11 protein-coding genes are annotated in these 19,796 nt (G+C 74.1%); 5 read left to right on the top strand and 6 right to left on the bottom strand.

The genetic code is table 11. The features are described from left to right. Positions 1-23 precede the first annotated feature (23 nt). Genes lhgO through ACGF3A_RS08525 form a run of 3 tightly spaced genes read right to left on the bottom strand, consistent with a single transcriptional unit; the run spans position 24 to position 3,039 of the window. Positions 24-1,265 (bottom strand): L-2-hydroxyglutarate oxidase, encoded by a 1,242-nt coding sequence (lhgO, locus tag ACGF3A_RS08535; RefSeq protein WP_393729040.1) that lies wholly within the window; start codon positions 1,263-1,265, stop codon positions 24-26. Between the two features lie 17 nt (positions 1,266-1,282). Next, positions 1,283-1,474 (bottom strand): hypothetical protein, encoded by a 192-nt coding sequence (locus tag ACGF3A_RS08530; RefSeq protein ID WP_393727272.1) that lies wholly within the window; start codon positions 1,472-1,474, stop codon positions 1,283-1,285. Continuing rightward, positions 1,471-3,039 (bottom strand): sporulation protein, encoded by a 1,569-nt coding sequence (locus tag ACGF3A_RS08525; RefSeq protein ID WP_393727270.1) that lies wholly within the window; start codon positions 3,037-3,039, stop codon positions 1,471-1,473. The genes ACGF3A_RS08530 and ACGF3A_RS08525 overlap by 4 nt, the downstream gene beginning before the upstream one ends. A gap of 1,027 nt (positions 3,040-4,066) precedes the next feature. On the opposite strand from ACGF3A_RS08525, the gene ACGF3A_RS08520 reads away from it, so the two are divergent. After that, entirely contained in the window at positions 4,067-6,514 is a 2,448-nt protein-coding gene (locus ACGF3A_RS08520) for an asparagine synthase-related protein (protein WP_393727268.1), read from the top strand. 324 nt (positions 6,515-6,838) lie between these two features. Beyond that, on the top strand, positions 6,839-10,366 hold the full coding sequence (locus ACGF3A_RS08515) for a BTAD domain-containing putative transcriptional regulator (protein ID WP_393727266.1): 3,528 nt from the start codon (positions 6,839-6,841) through the stop codon (positions 10,364-10,366). On the opposite strand, the gene ACGF3A_RS08510 is transcribed toward ACGF3A_RS08515, so the two are convergent. Together ACGF3A_RS08510 and ACGF3A_RS08505 are read right to left on the bottom strand one after the other, a co-directional pair. After that, positions 10,353-12,416: a sigma-70 family RNA polymerase sigma factor gene (locus ACGF3A_RS08510; protein ID WP_393727264.1), complete on the bottom strand. Its 2,064-nt coding sequence runs from the start codon at positions 12,414-12,416 to the stop codon at positions 10,353-10,355. The two genes, ACGF3A_RS08515 and ACGF3A_RS08510, sit on opposite strands and share 14 nt — an antisense overlap. A 242-nt stretch (positions 12,417-12,658) precedes the next feature. After that, the gene (locus tag ACGF3A_RS08505; protein WP_393727262.1) at positions 12,659-13,585 is read right to left on the bottom strand and encodes a TetR/AcrR family transcriptional regulator; all 927 of its coding nucleotides are present in this window, start codon (positions 13,583-13,585) and stop codon (positions 12,659-12,661) included. 370 nt (positions 13,586-13,955) lie between these two features. On the opposite strand from ACGF3A_RS08505, the gene ACGF3A_RS08500 reads away from it, so the two are divergent. Continuing rightward, on the top strand, positions 13,956-15,353 hold the full coding sequence (locus tag ACGF3A_RS08500; protein ID WP_393727260.1) for an NAD(P)/FAD-dependent oxidoreductase: 1,398 nt from the start codon (positions 13,956-13,958) through the stop codon (positions 15,351-15,353). 188 nt (positions 15,354-15,541) lie between these two features. Further along, positions 15,542-17,428: a SpoIIE family protein phosphatase gene (locus ACGF3A_RS08495; protein ID WP_393727258.1), complete on the top strand. Its 1,887-nt coding sequence runs from the start codon at positions 15,542-15,544 to the stop codon at positions 17,426-17,428. Between the two features lie 10 nt (positions 17,429-17,438). On the opposite strand, the gene ACGF3A_RS08490 is transcribed toward ACGF3A_RS08495, so the two are convergent. Next, on the bottom strand, positions 17,439-18,731 hold the full coding sequence (locus tag ACGF3A_RS08490) for an MFS transporter (RefSeq protein WP_393729038.1): 1,293 nt from the start codon (positions 18,729-18,731) through the stop codon (positions 17,439-17,441). A gap of 133 nt (positions 18,732-18,864) precedes the next feature. Here ACGF3A_RS08490 and ACGF3A_RS08485 point away from each other — a divergent pair, with 133 nt between their 5' ends. After that, positions 18,865-19,401, top strand: coding sequence for a MarR family winged helix-turn-helix transcriptional regulator (locus tag ACGF3A_RS08485; RefSeq protein ID WP_393727256.1), 537 nt, complete (start codon positions 18,865-18,867; stop codon positions 19,399-19,401). Positions 19,402-19,796: the final 395 nt, after the last annotated feature.

Here is a 19,796-nt window from a genome sequence, read left to right as displayed (position 1 = left end):
CCCCGGCCACGCCCGCCCCCGGGCTAGCTCCGGCTCACCCGTACCGCCGCGAGCGCGCGCTGGGCGATCTCGCGGCCGATGGGGAGCGAGGCGGTCGCGGCGGGGGACGGGGCGTTGAGCACATGGATGGTGTGCGGGCCCTCCTCGACGAGGAAGTCGTCCACGAGCGTGCCGTCGCGCAGCACCGCCTGGGCGCGGACGCCCGCCGGTGCCGGGGTGAGGTCCTCGGCCGTGACCTCCGGGAGGAGCCTGCGCACCGCGTCCGTGAAGGCGCGCCGGGAGAGCGAGCGGCGCATCTCGCCCGCCCCGTACCTCCAGTGGCGGCGGGCGAGGCGCCAGCTTCCCGGGTACGTCAGCAGGCCGCCGAGGTCGGCGGCGCTGGCCACCCGCCACGCGTAGCCCTCGCGGGCGAGCGCCGGGACCGCGTTCGGCCCGACGTGGACCGTGCCCTCGACGCTGCGCGTGAGGTGGACGCCGAGGAACGGGAACGCCGGGTCGGGCACCGGATAGACCAGGCCGCGCACCAGGCCGCGGCGGTGCTCCGCCAGGTCGAAGAACTCCCCGCGGAAGGGGAGGATCCGCGCCGGGGGCTCGTCCCCGGCGAGCCGGGCCACGTGGTCGCAGTGCAGCCCCGCGCAGTTGACCAGCGCGCGGGCGCGCAGAACGGTGCCGTCCGCCGTACGCACCGCGATGCCGCGGCCCACGCGGCGGTCCATGGCCTCGACCGCGGCGCCGGGGCCGAACCGCAGCTCGCCGCCCGCGTCCTTGGTCAGCCGGGCCAACTCCCGCGCCACCGCCGTGAAGTCGCAGATCCCCGTCGTGCCGACATGGATCGCCGCCAGGCCCCTGACGTGCGGCTCGTGCTCGGCGATCTGGGCCGGGCCCAGCTCCCGTACGGGCAGGCCGTGCTGTCTGCCGCGCTGGATCAGGGCGTGCAGCCGGGGCAGCTCGGCGCGCTCGGTGGCGACGATCAGCTTGCCCGTGACCTCGTGCGGAATGCCGTGCTCCGCGCAGAACTTGACCATCTCGGCCGAGCCGCCCAGCGCGTACCGCGCCTTGAGCGAGCCCGGCGGGTAGTAGATCCCGCTGTGGATCACGCCGCTGTTCCGCCCCGTCTGGTGCCGGGCGGGGCCCGGCTCCTTCTCCAGGACGGTCACGCGCGTGCCCGGTGCGGCGCGCGTGAGCGCGTAGGCGGTGGACAGGCCGACGATGCCAGCGCCGATCACCAGCACATCGCAGTCGTAACGGTCAGCTCCCTGGCGCATGGTGGACACGTGCTCCATCATGACCCGGCCCACTGACAAACGGCAGCGGCCCCCGTCACCCCGGCGGCCACGCCGGACCGGACGGGCTTGACGCCGCACCGTACGGCCGTCACGTCGGGCCGTACGCCCGTCACGCCGCACCGTACGCCCGTCACGCCGCACCGTACGGCCACGACAGGCCCCTCGGCCGTGACCCGTCGCACGCTCACGCCGGGGCCACCAGCAGCGGTCGCGCCCGCTCGCGCAGCTCCGCCACCCGCGGCTCGTCCCCGTACGGCTCCAGACGGTGCAGCAGGTCCCGTACGTACTCCGTGGTGCGCGCCGAGGAGATGCGGCCCGCGACCTCCACCGCGCGCGTGCCCGCCGCGCACGCCGCGTCGAGGTTCCCCGACTCCAGTTCGGCCACGGCGGAGACCACCAGGCGCAGCCCGTGCGAGCGGACGAACTCCTCCGTCGGGCGCGAGAGCGCCTTCTCCGTGAACCGGCGGACCTGGCGCGGTGCCTTCAGGTCGCGGTAGCACTCCGCGGCGTCGGCCGCGAGGCGGTCGTAGGAGTAGAAGTCCAGCCAGCTGGGGTCGGCGTCGCCCTTGCGCGAGCGCTCCAGCCAGCTCTCGGCGGCGGAGAGCGCGGCGGCGCACGCGTGCGCGTCGTTCGCCTTCGCGTGCGCGCGGGCCTCGATGAGCTGGAAGAAGCTCATCGTGCGGGCCGTGGCCAGGCCCCGGTTGCGCTCCAGGGCCGCCTGCGCGAGGTCGACGCCCTCGTCGGCGAAGCCGCGGTAGGTGGCCTGGAGGGACATCGACGCCAGCACGTACCCCCCGAGGGGGACGTCGGCGGCGGCGCGGGCGAGGCGGAGCGCCTGGATGTAGTAGCGCTGGGCGGCCTCCTGCTGGCCGGTGTCGAAGGCCATCCAGCCGGCGAGCCGGGTCAGTTCCGCCGTGGCGCCGAAGAGGGAGCGGCCGACCTCGTCCGTGTAGGCGCCGAGCAGCAGCGGGGCCGCGTCGACGCGCAGGCACTCGGGGACCATGGACGAACGCCAGTCCCCTCCGCCGTACTTCGAGTCCCAGCGACGGGCCTCGTCCGCCGCCTCGCGCAGCTTGGAGACGTCGGTGTGGCCGACGCGGAGCGGACTGCCCGCCTCTTCCTCCTTGCCGCGCCTGCCGTCGCCGTTGGCGTCGGCGCCGCCGTCCCCGGTCCCGCTCGGGTCCCAGTGGCCGTCTCCGTCCGGGCCGTGCCCGTTCGCGATCCCGGCGATGGCGGCCGCGCCTCTCGGGCCGCCCGCGGCGCCCGTGGCCATCTCCAGGTCGCGTGCGACGGAGCTGTCGGCCGGGGTTATGAGCCAGCGGGACGCGGGCGTCGCGTACGCGCTCACGGCGAACGAGCCCGCGAGGGACTGCCAGATACTGCCGCCCCCGCGCCGACCGGCAAGATCCAGCCGGTAGAGATCCGTGGCCGATTTGACCGCCGCGCTCACGTCGCGCGGGAAGGCGAGGCCCACCTCGGGCGTCGGATCGGCGTCCGCGAGCCCGATCTCGTGCAGCGGGACCGGGCGGCCGAGCTTGCTGCCGATGGCAGCGGCGATCAGATGCGGGGCCGCTCCCTGCGGCACCATCCCCTTCGACACCCACCGGGCCACCGACGTCTTGTCGTACCGGAGCGTCAGACCGCGCTGCGCTCCCAAGTCGTTGACACGACGGGCAAGTCCGGCGTTACTGATTCCCGCGAGGGCGAGGACGGTGCCGAGCTTCTCATTCGGCCCGCGTGACTCCCTGGACATGCGCACCCCTGACACACACCGACGACCACCCCGCGACTCGCGCGGGGCCCCCTCCCGAAGAGCGCACGGCGGCGCGACGGGAAGCACTGCCAACCCAGCGTAGTTCGCCGGATCCCTACCGTTAAGAGGCGTCCTGCCGGATGGCGGGATCTATCTGCGCACGCGTGTACGTGCGGCGGTCACGTGCCAAGCGCGGCGAGCCGGACGGACGGCGGCCGGAATCATGTGCGAAAACCGGTGGGGTACGTGCTCCGGGTGTGTGGCCGTGCGCCCGCCCATGCGCCTGTGCGGGCCGGACCGGGAGCGCTTCCATGGGAGTTGCGTGGGTCGGCCCGCTGCTCAGGAATCAGTGGGCTGGGGGACACCGCCGCCTCATTCCCCGCGGGCGGCGGTTCGGCCCGGGGGGCGGTCCCGCCTCCCGGGCTGACAAGTGCCGCACGGCCCTCGCCCGTTGGCCCCGTCGAGGAGTACGGTCCGCGGAAAAGGGGCCCGCAAGGGCCCTGCAACGGCCCCGCAAGGGCCCCGAAAGGGCTCCGTAAGGGCTCCGTAAGGGCTCCGTAAGGGCTCCGTGGAGGTCGGGAAGGGGCTCCGCCACCCCTGTTCCGCCCCCGGACACCGGCGCGGAGCGGCGCTCGGGCGCCCCCTGCTCGTACGGCGACGCGCGTGTGCGCACTCCTTCGCGCCGCCGTTTCAACCCCTGCGCCCGTTCCCCATATTTGGCTGAATGACGTCGGTCGCCTCGGTCGCACATCGGACGCGCGTGCGGTGCCGGATGCGGACGCCCCCGGTATATGCGCCCCCGCGCTCCGGCGCCTCCCGGCGCACCGACGGCGCCCTCGGGGGTGCGAACCCCAGCGCATTTTGGTGAGCTTTGCGCCCCTTACACGCCTCTCGCGCGCCACTCTCGTGGCAACATAGCCGCTAACGACACGGCGTTCAGGCGGCGTTCACGCGGCATCGAGCGGCCCCGGAGCCATCCCGGGAGCGGCGGGCGTCGGCGGCAGCGGAAGAGCGAAGGCGGGCGGCGATGCGTTGGTTGGTGGGGTGGAGCAGCGCCGCGGTGGGACCCCAGGGGCAGGGAGGCCGCGGCGGCACGCCCCGCGGTCCCGGCGGGCCCGGTAACCCTGGCGGTCCTGGTGGTCCTGGTGGCCCCCGCGGTCACGGAAGTGGCGACGCGTACGGCACGTACGGGGACGACGGTTCGTATCGCGACCCGTACCGCGACGGCAGCGCGTACGGGGGCTACGGGAGCAACGGCGGCAACGGCGCGTACCGCTCGAACGGCGGCCCGGACCCCGGCGCGGGCCCCGGCCCCGGCCCCGGCGCCCGCGACCCGTACAGCGGCTTCGGCCTCGACGGCGCCCCGTACGGCGACTACGCGGAGGGCGTGCCCTACGCCGAGGGCGACGGCGTCCTCCAGCCCGTCGGCGCGCAGCCCTTGTGGTCCGACCCCGACCCGCTGTGGGCCGTCGGCGACTGGCGGCCCGACGAGGTCCGCGTCGTCGAGGCCGAACCGGGCAACAGGCTCGCGGTGTTCGGCTGCTGCGGCGCCAGCGACGAGGAACTGCGGCTCGGCCTGGTCGCCGCGCGCGGCGGCGCCTTCCGCCACCTCACCTCCTGGCCCGGCAGCTACACGGCCGTCGCCTGCATCGGCCGCAGGATCACCATCCCGGCCGACCTCGCGGGCGCCAGACCCGTCTTCTACGCGCCCTGGGCGGGCGGCACCGCCTACGCCACGGCGGCCCTTCCCCTCGCCGACCTCATCGAGGCCCAGCTCGACGTCGGCCACCTCGCCGCGCTGCTGGCCTGCCCCGACGCGCCCGAGGCCCTCGGTGACGGCACCCCGTACGCGGGCGTCCGCCGCGTCCCGCCGGGCCACGCGCTGATCATCCGCGAGGGCGGCAGCCGCGAGATCGCCAGCTACGAGTCGACGTCCTCCCTCGTCGTCGCCGCGCCCCCGCTCGACACGGAGGCGGCACTCGCGGGCGTACGGGACGCGCTCGTGGAGTCCGTGCGCGCCCGTTTCGCCGCCCCGCGGCACGCGGCGGAGCACGACTTCGACGTGCGCGACCCCGGCCCCGTCCCCGGCATGGGCCCCGCCGACCGGCGCGCCCGGCGCGGCGGCCCCGCACCCGGCATAGGCGCCGACCTGTCGGGCGGCGCCGCCTCCGGCACGCTCGCGCTCCTCGCCTCCGGGCTGCCCGGCATGCCCGGCACCGTCTTCGGCATGGGCGCCTCCGAGGCGGGCCAGCGCCTCCTCGCCGTCACCTACAACGACCTCACCGTCGACGAGTCCACCGGCGGCAAGGGCGCCGAGCTGGAGCGGGCCCGCGAGATCGGCGAGAGCCCCCGCCTCCACCACGTCGTCGTCACCGGCGCGGAGGAGGCCCTTCCGTACGCCGATCTCGCCAGCGGTCCCCTCACCGACGAGCCGGGCCCGTCCCTCGTCACCGCCGAGCGCCACCGCTACCGCCTCTCCGCCGGCAGCGCCGACCACTTCGTCGGCCTCGGCGCCCGCCACGTGCTCGACGCCCACCCCGCCCGCCTCGCCGACCTGCTGCTCGACAGGCGCCGCCGCCACCTCGTCCGGCCCGTCGCCGCGCTCGCGAAGTCGGAGGGCACGCAGCCGGGACGCTCGCTGATGGTGCCGGTCACGATCTACCGGGCGGCGCGCAAGCTCGCCCGTACGCCGTACCGGGACGGGGTCGAGGAGGTCGCGGCACAGCTCCGCGACGGAACCTTCCGCGACCGGGACGGTGGCTGGACGGACGGTGCGGGCGAGAGCGCCGTGGACGCCTCCGTCGCCGCGCTCACCTGGTGCCGCCCGGGACCGGCAGCGCGCTGGCTGACGGGCGAGGCGCTCGCCGAAGTATCGCTTCGCCTGGAGGCCGCCGCCGCGACCCGGCCCACCGTCGAACGGCCCGGGGAGCGCCGCGCCCGCGCGGCCCTCGCCCGCCGCGCCGCCGACCACCGCGTCTTCGAACAGGCAGCCGAGATCCGCAACCAGCGCCTGCACGCGCCCTTCTACGACAACCAGGTCGTCCGCGCCTCCCGCGCCCTCCCCGAGGCCCTGCGCGTACGGCCGGGAGCCCGGGCCTCCGTACTGCGGGCCGCGCTCGCGGGCGCGGGCGTCCACGACCTGCCCGGCGGCTGGGGCGCGCCCTCGCACGCCGTCCACACCGCGTCCGTACGCGCGGGGCTGCGCGTCGCCGCCGACGACCTCATCCAGCTCTTCTCCGCGCCGCTGCTCGCCGACGCGGGGCTCATCGAGGCCCGTACGGTGCGCAAGGCGCTCCGCGCGGCGGCCGAGGGGAAGCCCCTGCCGCTGGACGGGCTCGCTGACCTCGTCTCGATGGAGCTGTGGCTCGGCCGCCTGCTGGCCCGGCGCGGCACGTGCTGGACCGGCTCGCAGGCGCCCAGGCAGCGGGCCGCGGCGGGCGGGGTCACCCCGGCACCGCAGCGCCCGGCGCTGTAGCCGTCGGGGACGGCCGTGTTCCGGGGTGTCCCTGCGCTTTCGGGGGCGACTGAGTTCTGGATGCCCGGCGCTGTCGGGGTGTCCTCTTCTCCTGTGCCGAGGCGGGGGTGCCACTGGCTGTGCGCGGCGGGCCGCGGGTGATTCGTGGCCGGGCGCGCAGTTCCCCGCGCCCCTGGGCGGCGTTCTCGCACGGAACGTCCCTGGGCGGCGGCCTCGCGCGGGACGCGCCCCCGGACGGCGCCTCCACACGAGGAGCCCTGTGGGCGGTGCCCTCCCGTCAGGAAAAGCGCGGGCGGTTTCACCCGTCCCAGGGACAATGGCCCGGTGCGGTATCTGATCCTGGGCCCGACCGAAGTGCGGGACGCGAGCGGCAGCCCCCTTCCCCTGGGCGGTCAGCGGCTGCGTTCCCTCCTCGCCGCACTCGCGCTCCGCGCGGAGAGCCCGGCGCCCGTCGCACCCGAGACGCTCATCGGCGAGGTGTGGGCGGACGCCGACGCCGACGCCGATTCCCTGCCGGAGAACGCGCCCGCCGCGCTCCAGGCCCTCGTCGGCCGCCTCCGCAGAGCCCTCGGCAAGGAGGCCGTCGAGTCCCACCCCGGCGGCTACCGGCTGGCGGTGGACCCCGGCGACATCGACCTCTTCCGCTTCCAGCACCTCGCCCACGAGGGCGAACGCGCCCTGGAGGCGGGCGACCCCGCCACCGCCGCCGCCGTGCTCCGCGAGGGCCTGGCGCTCTGGCGCGGCCCCGCGCTCGCCGATCTCCCGGACCGCGCCTCGCCCGCGCTCCGCGCCGAGGCCCTGCGCGCCACGGCCGTCCAGCGCCGCCTCGCCGCCGACCTGGAGCTGGGCCGCGCGGCCCGGATCCTCCCCGAACTGCGCGAGCTGGCGCCGCAACGCCCGCTCGACGAGCCGCTGCAGGCGCTGTACGTCCGCGCCCTGCGCGACAGCGGGCGTACGGCCGAGGCGCTGACCGCGTACGAGGGCGTGCGCAAGGAGATCGCGGGCCGCCTCGGCACCGACCCCGGCGCCGAACTCCGCGCGCTGCACGCCCAGCTCCTCTCCCCTGACGGCCAACCGGTACCGGGACCGGGCCCGAGACCGAGACCGGGCCCGAGACCCGGGCCGGAGGGCTCCCGCGAGGACACGTCCGGCACCGGCGACCCCCACGTCAGTACGCCGCCCGGCAATCTCCGGGCCCGCCTCACCAGCTTCGTCGGACGCGAGGGCGACATCGACGCCATCCGCGGCGACCTCACCCGCGCCCGCCTCGTCACGCTCACCGGACCCGGCGGCTCCGGAAAGACCCGCCTCGCCGAACAGACGGCGACCACCCTCACGGCCCCGGGCACGGACCTCGGCACGGCCCCGGGCACGGCCCCGGACCTCGGCACGGGTAAGGGCGCGGCCCCCGGGCCCTACCCCGACGGTGCCTGGATCGTCGAACTGGCCTCGCTCGAACACCCGGCGGCAGTCCCCGGCGCGGCCCTCAGCGCGCTCGGCCGCCGCGAGACCGCCCTCGCGACGTCCGCGACGGAGGCCACCCGCGCGCTGGGCGGCGACACGCTGGGCAGCGAGGTCGCGGACGACGCCACCGCGCGCCTCGTCGAGCACTGCCTGCACCGCCGCCTGCTCCTCGTGCTCGACAACTGCGAACACGTCATCGACGCCGCCGCCACCCTCGCCGAGACCCTGCTGACGCACTGCCCGGGGCTCACCGTCCTCGCCACCAGCCGCGAGCCGCTCGGCGTGCCCGGCGAGGCCGTGCGCCCGGTCGAGCCGCTGCCGCCCGGTCCCGCGCACCGGCTGTTCACGGACCGCGCGGTCGGCGCGCGCGCCGCGTTCCGTACGAGCGAGGATCCGGCGGCGGTCGAGGAGATCTGCCGCCGCCTCGACGGTCTGCCGCTCGCGATCGAGCTGGCGGCGGCCCGGCTGCGCTCGCTCACGCCGCGCCAGATCGCGGACCGCCTGGACGACCGCTTCCGCCTGCTGACCAGCGGCAGCAGGACCGTACTGCCCAGGCAGCAGACCCTCCGTGCCGTCGTCGACTGGTCCTGGGACCTGCTGGACGAGCGCGAACGGACGGTCGTACGGCGGCTGTCCGTCTTCTCCGGCGGCTGCACGCTCTCCGCCGCCGAACACGTCTGCGGCGAGGGCACGGACCGTACGGACGGGACCGGGATCCCCGCGGACGACGTGCTCGACATCCTCGGCTCGCTCGTCGACAAGTCGATCCTCGTCGCCGACCAGCCCCCGGCACTCTCCGGCACCGGCGTGCGCTACCGGATGCTGGAGACCATCCACGAGTACGCCCGCGAGCGCGCCGCCGAGCACCCCGGGGACCGCACGGCGGCCGAACGGCGGCACACCGCGCAGATCCTCCGCTTCGTCACCGCCGCCGAGCACCGCATCCGCTCAGCGGAGCAGCTCACCTGGCTGCCACGCCTCGAAGCTGACCTCGACAACATCCGGGCCGCCCTCAGCCGCGCCTTCCAGCGCGGCGACCGCGACACCCTGGTGCACGTCGTCCGCGCCGTCGGCTGGTTCTGGTGGGTGCGCAACTACCGGGACGAGGGCTACCGCTGGATCGAGCGCGTCCTGCGGCTGCTGCCCGCCGAGGCCGGGGACCGGGACAGGGAGGAGGAGCTGGTCTACCGCGAGTTCCAGCTGCTGGGCTACTTCCTGCTCAGCGAGGAGTACACGCAGGAGATGCTCGACGCCCCCTCCCACCGCGCGATCGCCGTCGAACTGCGCGACGCGTTCAATGTGCCGGGACCCGAGAGCGCCCGGTTCCCCGGCATGCTCTGGCCGTTCACCGGCTTCCTCATCGAGGGCAGCAAGGGCGTCGCACGCTTCATGAACCTGTCCGTCGAGAACTGCCGCCGGTACAGCGGCGGCTGGGAGCTGGCCGTCGCCCTCCTCCTCCGCGCCCACATCCACCTGGACATCCCCGGCGGCGTCCTCGGACGCGCCGGGGACCTCGCCGAGATCGAGGCGCTCGCCGACGCCAGCGGCGACCGCTGGCTGCTCAGCCAGCTCTGCGGACTGCGCGCCGAGGTCGCCCTGCAGCGCGGCGCGTACGACGACGCGCGCAGCGAGTGCCAGACGGCGCTCCGCTACGCCCAGCAGCTCGGCGCGCTCACCGAGATGCCGGTGCTCCTCGGCCGTATCGCCGAGATCTGGTACCGCCAGGGCGACAGCGAGCAGGCCGAGAAGCTCGCCCTGCGCGCGATCGAGGACGCCGACCGGCTCGGCATCCGCGACGCGCAGATCTTCGCCTGCTTCCTCCGCTCGGTGATCGCGTGCGAGAACGGCGAGACGCGCCGCGCCCGCGCCCTCCACGACGAGACGGTCGCCCACGCGGCCGTCGGCACGCCGCCCACCATGTTCACGGTGCAGTGCCGCGCGCTCGACGCCCGGATCGCGGTGGCGGAGGGCGAAGCCGATACGGGCACCGGTACGGGCACGGGCACCGGTACGGGCACGGGTACGGGTACGGGCACCGCTACCGCCCTCGTGCGCGCCCTCGCGACCGTGCGGGACGCGCTGCGCATGGGCATCGACACGAGCGCGCCCGAACACGTACTCGCCCACGTCGGCCTCGTCGCCGCCCGCACCACGCAGGTCCTCGGCCGCCCGTACCTGTCCCTGCGCCTCGCCGACGCCGCCCGGGGGCTGCGCGGCGAACTCGCCGCGAGCGTCCCCGAGATCCGCTTCGACGGCGCGATCCGCGCCGACGTCCCGCCGCACGTCCAGCAGGAGGCCGCGCAGGCGCCCCCGCTCACCCCCGAAGAGGCGCTGGCGGCGCTGGAGGCGCTGCACCGGGAGATCAGCGGCACGGTCAGCGGCACTTGATCGCGGACTGCGCCCAGTCGGCCAGTCCCGCCGTACGGTCGGCGAACGTACGCGGCTCCACGACCAGCTTCATCGTCTTCACCCCGGACAGCGGCACATGCACCGGCACCGGCGGCTGCCCGCGCTCCACGAACCCGGAGCGCCACAGCCGCGCCCCGTCGCCGAACACGGAGAAGCGCACGGCGCGGTGCCCGAACGCCATGTCGTCGACCCCCGCGACCGCGTCGTACGCCGTGCACGCCCGGTTGAGGTCGATCGTCACGGACGAGGGCGCGTGCACGGTGACCCCGTGCCCGAAGCGCCGGCCGTCCATGCTCAGCCCCTGGCGCTGCCAGACCCAGCTGCTCCCCAGCGAGCGGATGGTGGGGCCTTTGCGCTTGGCGCCGGGGTCGATCAGGTCCCACTTCAGCTCGTTCAGCTGGTGGTCGGCGGGCGGCGCCGGAGGGGGCGGCGGCGGCTTGGGAGGCGGAGGCTTCGGCGAGGGCTTCTCCGGGGGCTCCGGCTCCGGGGGAGGAGGCTTGGGCTTCTCCTTCTCCGGCGGCTTGGGCTTCGGCTTCGGCTCGGGCGCCGGGGGCTTCGGCTTGGGCTCCGGCTTCTTCTCGGCGGCCTGCGGCTTCGGCTTCGGCTTGGGCTTCGGAGCGGGCGGCTCCGGCTGGGGCGCCGGGGGCTCGGGCTCCGGCTTCTCCGGGGGCGCCTCGGGGGCCGCCGCCGGGGGCTTGGGCTTCGGCTCGGCCTTGTGCGCGGGCTCGGGCTCGCTGCCCGCCAGCGCGTACGCGAGGGCGGCGGCCGCCACCGCGGCCACGCCCACGCCGATCCCGACCTTCGCGGGCGTGCCCAGCCCCTCCGAGGCGGCGCCGCCGACGCCGCCCGCGCTCGACCCGGCGGCGCCACCGGCCGCGCCGCCCGCCGCACCCGCACCCGCGGCCGCACCGGCGCCTCCGGCCGCCGCCGCGGCGCCCGTACCGGCCATCAGCGCGCCGAACGCCTTCGCGCCGCCCGTCGTCGCGAACCAGCCGATGAGCGCCACAGGCACCAGCAGACGGATGTGCTCGTTGAGGTCCTTGACCTCGACGGCCGCCTGACTGCACGCGGTGCACTGCTCCAGGTGCCGCTGCAGACCGCGCTCGGCGCGCATCCGCAGCCCGCCGCGCGCGTACGCGCCGAGCCGGTCGGCGAAGCGGGCGCAGTCCCCGCCCGTGGTGAGGGCCTGGCTCACATGGGCCTGGAGATACGCCTGCTTCAGGTTCTCCCTCGCCCGGTGCGCCGCCGTCGCCGTCGCGCCGGAGGACTTGCCGAGCAGCGGCGCGACGTCCTGGGGCTTGGAGCCCTCGACCGCCGTGTGCCACAGCAGCATCTGGTCGTCCTCGGAGAGGCTCTTGAACGCCTGCAGGACCAGCGTCTGCTCCGCCTCGTGCATCGCCCGTACGTCCGCGCCGAGGTCGAGCGTGTCCTCGTCGGCGGCCGTGGGCCCGGCGCGCTCGGCGGACTGCACGAACACCGCGAAGTCGTCGACCAGGTGCTCGCGCTTGCCCTTCTTGGACCACGACGCCGCCACGTGCCGCACCGAGGTCAGCAGATAGGCGCGTACGGACGTCTCGGGACCCTTCCCGCCCCGTACGGCCTGGAGGGTGCGCGCGAACACCTCGTTCGTGAGGTCGTCCGCGGTGTGCGAGTCCCGGCAGCACGTCCGCGCGTAACGCCGCACGGCGTCGGCATGGCGCCGGTACAGCTCGTCGTACGCCTCTGCGTCGCCCTCCCGCATCCGGGAGATGAGCCACGCGTCGGAGTGCTGCTCCCCGCCACCGGACGCGTCGGAGCCGGAGGAAGCGTCGGAGCCGGAGGAAGCCGCGGCGCCCGCGCTCCCCGACTTCTCCGCGTGCCTGCCCAAGCCGCGGCGCTTCCGCTGCGGCGGGACCCCGGGCGTCTCCGAGGACTCGGCGCCCGGCGGACCGCCCTGGCCCGGCACCTGGCGTGACGGCAGCCCGGCATCCTGCTCGGCCGGGCCCCGGTCCTCGGACCCGCCGGACCGGTCGCCTCTGTCAACACCCATCGTGGCAGCCCCCGAACACACAGTCGCGGCAAACGCAGCGGAACACCGCGACAGCGTGTCACAACGGCTACGAGCGAGAACCGGACAAGCACATCAACCACTCGTCCGAGGGGAGTTCGCACAATTCTCCAGCGAACTCCCCCCGTACGAGGGAAAATGGGCCGGATCTGAGCAGGCTCGCTCAGATCAGAGCACGGTCGCTCACCATGAGAGCGCCTTCAGCGCACCTTGTGACCTGGCCCTCAGCGCGAGGGCCGGGAGCGCAGGCCCTCCAGCAGGATGTCCAGCAGCCGGGTCGAGGCCGCCGCCTGCTGCGCCGCGTCCGGCAGCGACGGAGCCGCCGTCGCGATGACGAGCAGCACGTCACCGACAGTCACATCGGCCCGCAGCTCACCCGCCTCCCGCGCACGGTCCACCAACTGCCCGACGACCGCCAGCAGTTCCACCGCGCCCGGGTCCTCGTCCAGCCCGTCCGCGCCGGGTCCGCGCTCGGCCTCCGGCGCCGGGCGCTGCTCGATCAGCCGCAGCCCCGGCCCCTCGCCGTCACGGACGCCCTCACGGCCGCCGTCGAGTCCGTCGCGCTGGACGGCCTGCCGCTGCTGCGGCACCCGCACCGCGCTGTCGTCCACCCAGCCTTCCGCGCGCAGTATGCGCGGCGGCAGCAGGCGTCCCGCGCCCGTCGCCACCGACGTCCGCAGGAACCGGGAGAGGGCCGACCACGGCTCCTCCTCCTGCCCCAGCGCTGCCCGCGCCTGCTCGGTCAGCCGCGCCGTCTCTTCCTCGGCTATCCGCCTGACCAGCACGTCCTTACTCGGGAAGCGGCGATAGACCGTCCCGACGCCGACCCGCGCCCGGCGCGCCACGTCCTCCATCGGCGCGCCGTAGCCCAGCTCGCCGAAGACTTCGCGCGCCGCGCGCAGCACGTGCTCCAGATTGCGCTGCGCGTCCACGCGCAGCGGTGTCGTGCGCCCTGTGGCGCCCGTGCTCCCACCCGTGGCCGTCCCCCCGCCCGCGCCGGCGGACACGCCCGTTCCGCTGCTCGGCTCTGCCGGGCTGGTCGCGCCCGACGCCGTCGCAGCGGCCGGAGCGGCCGATGCGGTGGGTCCTTCCGGGACGGCGGAGACCGCCGTCGGTGCCAACTGAGAGCTGTGAATCCCCTGAATGTGCATACTCGTTCCCCCGGTTATCAATGTCTCCCCCCGGAGACCCCCGCCTATTTGCGGCCGGGATGCGGTGCACTGGTCGTCACATGTCGCACCCCGCTGGGATACGAACATAGTTGAGCCCAGGACGTGAGAGAAGGGGGCGGTTCCGCACGGACCGCCCACCGATCGGAGTGCCGGACCGGTCCGTCCGGTTTCACCTCTTCTCACGCCCCCCGTACGCCCCATGTGACCTGCGCGATTACTCTCCAGCACCCCCTCTGGGGCACATCATGCGCGTAGCGCGCGTCAGTCATACGAATCCCGGGACCTGTGGACAAACCCGTGGCTGAGGGTGCGTCATGGACGAGTGACCGAGGCGACGAAAGAACCCGCGATGGCCGAGAGGGAACCCGCGCGCATTCTCGTTGTCGGAGGCGGCTATGTCGGCCTCTACACCGCGCTGCGGCTCCAGAAGAGGCTGAAGTCCCAGCTCAGGCGCGCCGCGCAGGGCCAGGACGGTGGCGTACGGATCACGGTCCTGGACCCCGATCCGTACATGACGTACCAGCCCTTCCTGCCCGAGGCGGCCGCCGGATCCATCTCCCCGCGCCATGTCGTGGTGCCGCTGCGCCGGGTGCTCAAGGACTGCCAGATCCTCATCGGCGAGGCCCGCTCCCTCGACCACGAGCGGCGCGTTGCCCACGTCAGCACCCTGGCCACGGTCGAACAGACCGGCGGCAGGGGCGGCACCGTCGAAGTGCCGTACACCGAGCTCGTCCTGGCGCCCGGCTCGGTCTCGCGCACCCTGCCCGTCCCCGGCCTCGCCGAGCACGGCATCGGCTTCAAGACGGTCGAGGAGGCCATCGGGCTCCGCAACCACGTGCTCGAACAGCTCGACATCGCCTCCTCCACCCGCGACCCCGCCGTCCGCGACGCCGCGCTCACCTTCGTCTTCGTCGGCGGCGGGTACGCGGGCGTCGAGGCGCTCGCCGAACTGGAGGACATGGCGCGCTACGCCTGCCGCTACTACCACAACGTCAGCGCCGACGACCTGCGCTTCCTCCTCGTCGAGGCCAGCGACCGCATCCTCCCCGAGGTCGGCGAGGCCATGGGCCGGTACGCGCTGCGCGAGCTGCGCGGCCGCAACATCGACGTCCGCCTGGAGACCCGCCTCGACTCCTGCGAGAACCGCGTCGCCACCCTCAGCGACGGCTCCCGCCACCCGACCCGCACCCTCGTGTGGACGGCGGGCGTCAAGCCGCACCCGATCCTCGCCGCCTCGGGACTCCCGCTCAACGAGAGGGGACGTCTCGTCTGCACCCCCACCCTCCGCGTCGCGGACACCGGGCACGCCTGGTCGGCGGGGGACGCGGCGGCCGTGCCCGACCTGACGGCCGACGCCGAGGACGCGCTGTGCGCCCCCAACGCCCAGCACGCCGTACGCCAGGCCCGCCGCCTCGCCGACAACCTCGCGGACGTCGTCGAGGGCACCCCGCCGGGGGAACTCACCCCCTACCGCCACTCGTACGCGGGTTCCGTCGCCTCTCTCGGCCTCCACAAGGGTGTGGCACATGTATACGGTCGTAAGCTCAAGGGCTATCCGGCGTGGTTCATGCACCGCGCCTACCACCTCAGCCGCGTCCCCACCTTCAACCGCAAGGCACGGGTGCTCGCGGAATGGGTGCTCTCCGGCCTCTTCAAGAGGGAGATCGTCTCGCTCGGCTCCCTCGAACACCCGCGCGCCGAGTTCGAGATGGCGGCGGGCTCCGTTCCCCCGCCCGACACGAAGTGACCAGGTATGAGGAACTCCCCGCGGGGCAGGGGCGTCTGACGAATGTCAGCACGGTGGGCCACACTGGACGTGTGACCATGGGTGCGCCCGCATCTGCGAAGAGTGACCCCTAGGCAAAGCCAGCGGCCGCGAGCGGCCCCCGAGCCAGCACAGCGAACAGAGCGAACAACACGAGGATTCGGACGACCGTGAACTTCACGCGCTGGAGCGCCCGACTGCCCGGCACACAGCGGCGCACCGCTGCCGCTCAGGCGGCGATAAAGGCGCGGCAGCCGGCGTCCGAAGCCCCCGAGCCGACGGACGCCGGCCCCGGCCCGCACGGCACGGGCACCCCCGGCACCTCGCCCGCCCCCGACGGCCCCGGCGCCACGGACGGCGCCGCGGACGGGCCGGACGGCGACGGCTCACCCGTTCCCCACGCCCGTACGGCCGGAGCACCGTCCGCGCCCGAGGACGGTCCCGAACCCGGCGGTACGGACGGCGACGACCCGCACGGCCTCGGAACCCTCTCCGCGCGGGACCTCCTCGGCCTGCTCGGCCAGGTCCCCGCGCTCGCCGCCGTCGTGCACGGCCCCGACCACCGCATCGCGTTCGTCAACGAGGCGTACGAGTCGGTCTTCGGCCCCCGCCCCTCCGGCGCCGCCGCCCGCGACGCCCTGCCCGAGCTCGTCGAGCTGGGCCTGCTCCCGCTGATGGACCAGGTCCTGCGCAGCGGCAAGCCCCGCACCGTCAAGTCCCGCCGCGTGCCCGGCGGTCACGACGGCGCCGACGCCAGGAACGGCACGACGAAGACCGGCACGACAAAGACCGGGACCGCCAAGAACGGCGCGCCCCGGGACGGGTACTACACCTTCACCTGCACGCCCATCACCGCGGCGCGCGACAGCGGCGTGCTCATCTTCGCCGCCGACGTCACCGACCAGGTCGAGGCCGCCGAGCGGCTGCGCACCAGCGAGCGGCGCCAGCGCGAGGCCGCCGTCACCCTCCAGCGCAGCCTGCTGCCCCAGGAGCTGGAGCAGCCCGACGACCTCTGCGTCGCCGCCACGTACCAGCCGGGCGGTACGGAGGCGGCGGTCGGCGGCGACTGGTACGACGTGATCACCCTCGGCGCGGGCCGCACGGCCCTCGTCATCGGCGACGTGATGGGCCGCGGCGTCCGCGCCGCCGCCGTCATGGGCCAGCTCCGCACGGCTGTACGGGCGTACGCACGTCTGGACCTCCCGCCCCACGAGGTGCTCCAGCTCCTCGACGGCCTCGCCGCCGAGATCGACGCCAACCAGATCGCCACGTGTGTCTACGCGGTCCACGACCCGAACGAGGGACGGCTCAGCTATGCCTCGGCGGGGCACCTCCCGGTCCTCGTCCGCGACGAGGAGGGCGTCGTCCACCGCGCGACGGACCACACGGGCCCGCCCCTCGGCACCGGCGGCTGGCTCCACACGACCGGCACGATCGCGCTCCAGCCCGGCTCGACAGCTGTCCTCTACACCGACGGACTGGTCGAGCGCCGCGAGTCCGACATCGAGGAGGGTGTCGCGGCCCTGGAGCACGCCTTCGCGGGCGCCACGGGCTCACCGGAGATCATCTGCGACCGTCTGCTGCGCGCCCTCGGCGTCACCGCCGAGCACGACGACGACGTCGCACTCCTCGTCCTCCAGCACCCGGTCCGTACGGGCGCCGACGCGGAGCTCTTCCACAACGCGGCCCTGGACCTGCTCGGCGGCACGGAGGCCGCACCCCGGGCCCGGGCCTTCGCCTCGGGGGTCCTGGCCTCCTGGCGCTTCCCGACGGAGCTCCACGACCTGGGCGTCCTGGCCGCCAGCGAGCTGGTGGCCAATTCCCTCCAGCACGGCACCCCGCCCATGCGGCTCCGGCTCCGCCGTACGAACCGCCGCCTGATCGTCGAGGTCACCGACGGCGACGACCACCTCCCGCGCCGCCGCCGCGCCGAACCGGCCGACGAGACTGGCCGCGGCATCTCCATCGTCGCCACCATCGCCTCGGCCTGGGGCTCGCGGAGAACCCCGGGCGGAGGCAAGGCGGTCTGGTGCGAGTTCGCGCTGCCCAAGCGCTGAGACCAAGGGGTCAGGCCGCAGTGGTGACGGAACCGGCGTCCTCCGAGTCGCGGCTCGGGGCGGCACCGCCCCGGGCCACGATCAGCGACGGCCGGTCCTCGACGGCGGAGAGCCGCCGCCCCAGCGCCACGGCCAGCACGCTGATCGCCAGCGAGCACAGCACCAGCATCACGATGTAGGCGCTGTACGCCCCGGCCGCGGCCATGAGCCCGCCGATCGCGGGACCGACGGCCAGCGCCATCTGCTTGACCAGCGCGAACGCCGAGTTGTACTGCCCCACGAGCCGCGCGGGCGCGAGGTCGGCGACCAGCGGAGCCACCGTCGGCGACAGCATCGTCTCCCCGACGCCGAACAGCGCGTAGGTGGAGATGAGGAGCGCGGTCGCCACGGCCTGCGCCCCGTGCACAAGCCCGGAAGCCCCCGCGAGCAGCCACGCCACGGTCCAGATCAGCCCGACGACGGCGACCACCCGGCTCCGGCGCCGCCGCTCGACGATCCGCAGCACCACGAACTGGGCCAGCACGATCACCGCGGTGTTCGCGGCCAGCGCCACACCCAGCGTGGACGTGGAGATCCGCGTGACCTCGACGGCGTACGCCGACAGCCCGGACTCGAACTGTCCGTAGCAGGCGAAGAAGACCACGAACCCCAGCACGCACAGCAGCACCATCGACCGGTCCCGCAGCAGCACCCGCCAGCCATTGCCCGACGCCGCCGCACCGGCGTCCGCCGACAGCTCCTCCACGGGCCGCGCCACCCGCACCGTGACCAGCACGGCGAGCAGCACCATGAACATGGTCGCCTCGATGAGGAACAGCATGGTGAAGCTGGACGGGTCGTGCTCGTTCACCAGGAAGCCGCCGATCAGCCCGCCGACGCCCAGCCCCAGGTTGTTGAGGAAGAACTGCGTCGCGAAGGCGCGCGAGCGCGTGGCCCGCGTCGAGCACCAGACGATCAGCGTCGCGAGCGCGGGCTGCAGCACCGCGATGCCGCCGCCCATCAGCGCGGACGAGGCCAGCGCAGCGGGCGCGGTGCTGGCGAGCCCGAAGCTCAGCGCGCCCAGCGCCGCCGAGACGGCACCGATCACGACCATCACCATGGGCCCACGCCGGTCGATCACCCGCCCGGTGAAGGGCAGCACGGCGAGCGCCGCGGCGGCGAACGCGGCCAGCACGGCTCCCGCAGTGCCGTCACCGAGATCTCGCACCCGCGCCACATAGACGAACAGGAACGGAACGGTGAAGCCGTTGCCGAACGCCGCGAGGGCGTTCCCGAGCTGGATCCGGCGCAGCGCAGCGCCCATCGCGGTGGTCACACTCACCTACCTAGGTAGTAGAAGGGGGAGGGCTTCGAGAGTTCGAAGCTAAAGTTCGATACTAAAGAGTACACAGGGCAAGGGTTCAACGCGAACGACTTCACGTGCCATACTCCGACCCATGCCGGACCGACAACCGACGCTCGACGAGCAGATCGCCATCTACCAGCGCGAGTACCGCGACCTGGACCCCCAGGTGGAGAAGGTGGTCAACGCCCTGAGCCGCCTCGACCGCCGCATGAGCGTGGCCTACGGCCGCCACCTCGGGACCCTGGACCTGACCAACCCCGAGTGGGAGGTCCTCAAGGAACTGGTCATGGCCGGCGAGCCCTACCAGCTCTGGCCCGGCACCATCGCGAAGCGCCTGGGCCTGACCCCCGCCGCGATGACCCACCGCATCGACCGCATGCTCACCCAGGGCCTCGTCACCCGCGAGCAGGACCCGGACAACCGGGTCCGCGTGATCATCGGCCTCACCGACACGGGCCGCGAGAAGTGGCTCCAGGTGATGCGCAAGGCGTCGGTCTTCGAGGAGGACCTCCTCCAGGACCTCAACACCGAGGAGCGAGGCCACCTCGGCGAGCTCCTCACCCGCCTCCTCCGCCGCGTCGAGGACGCCCAGCCGGACGCGGGTGGACGGCTGACGGACCTGGAATGACGCGCAGTTGACACGCGCTTGGGTGATCCGTAAGGTTCCCCGGGTTGCCAGCGAGCCCTCAGGGCTCACTTCGGCGGAACTCCACTTCAGCAAGATCTCCCTTCGCAGGGATGAATTTGGCGTGCCAAATTCCGATGCGAAAGACTCGATTTTGAGTCCACGGGGAAATCCCCTAAAGTAGAGACCACGCCGAACACGGCGCCCCCGCCGACAGGGGAAATCAGGACCGGGTCCGGAAACGGAAAAGGATCTGATAGAGTCGGAGACACACCGAAGGGAAGCGCCCGGAGGAAACCCGAGAGGGAATCCGAAGGAAGCGTCCGTTCCTTGAGAACTCAACAGCGTGCCAAAAGTCAACGCCAGATATGTTGATACCCCGACCCACTCTTGTGGTG

The sequence above is a fragment of the Streptomyces sp. NPDC048172 genome (assembly GCF_043202595.1).
Taxonomy (GTDB): Bacteria; Actinomycetota; Actinomycetes; order Streptomycetales; family Streptomycetaceae; genus Streptomyces.
The sequence above is the reverse complement of the archived record's forward strand: the minus strand, read 5'-3'. Positions and strand labels throughout refer to the sequence as shown.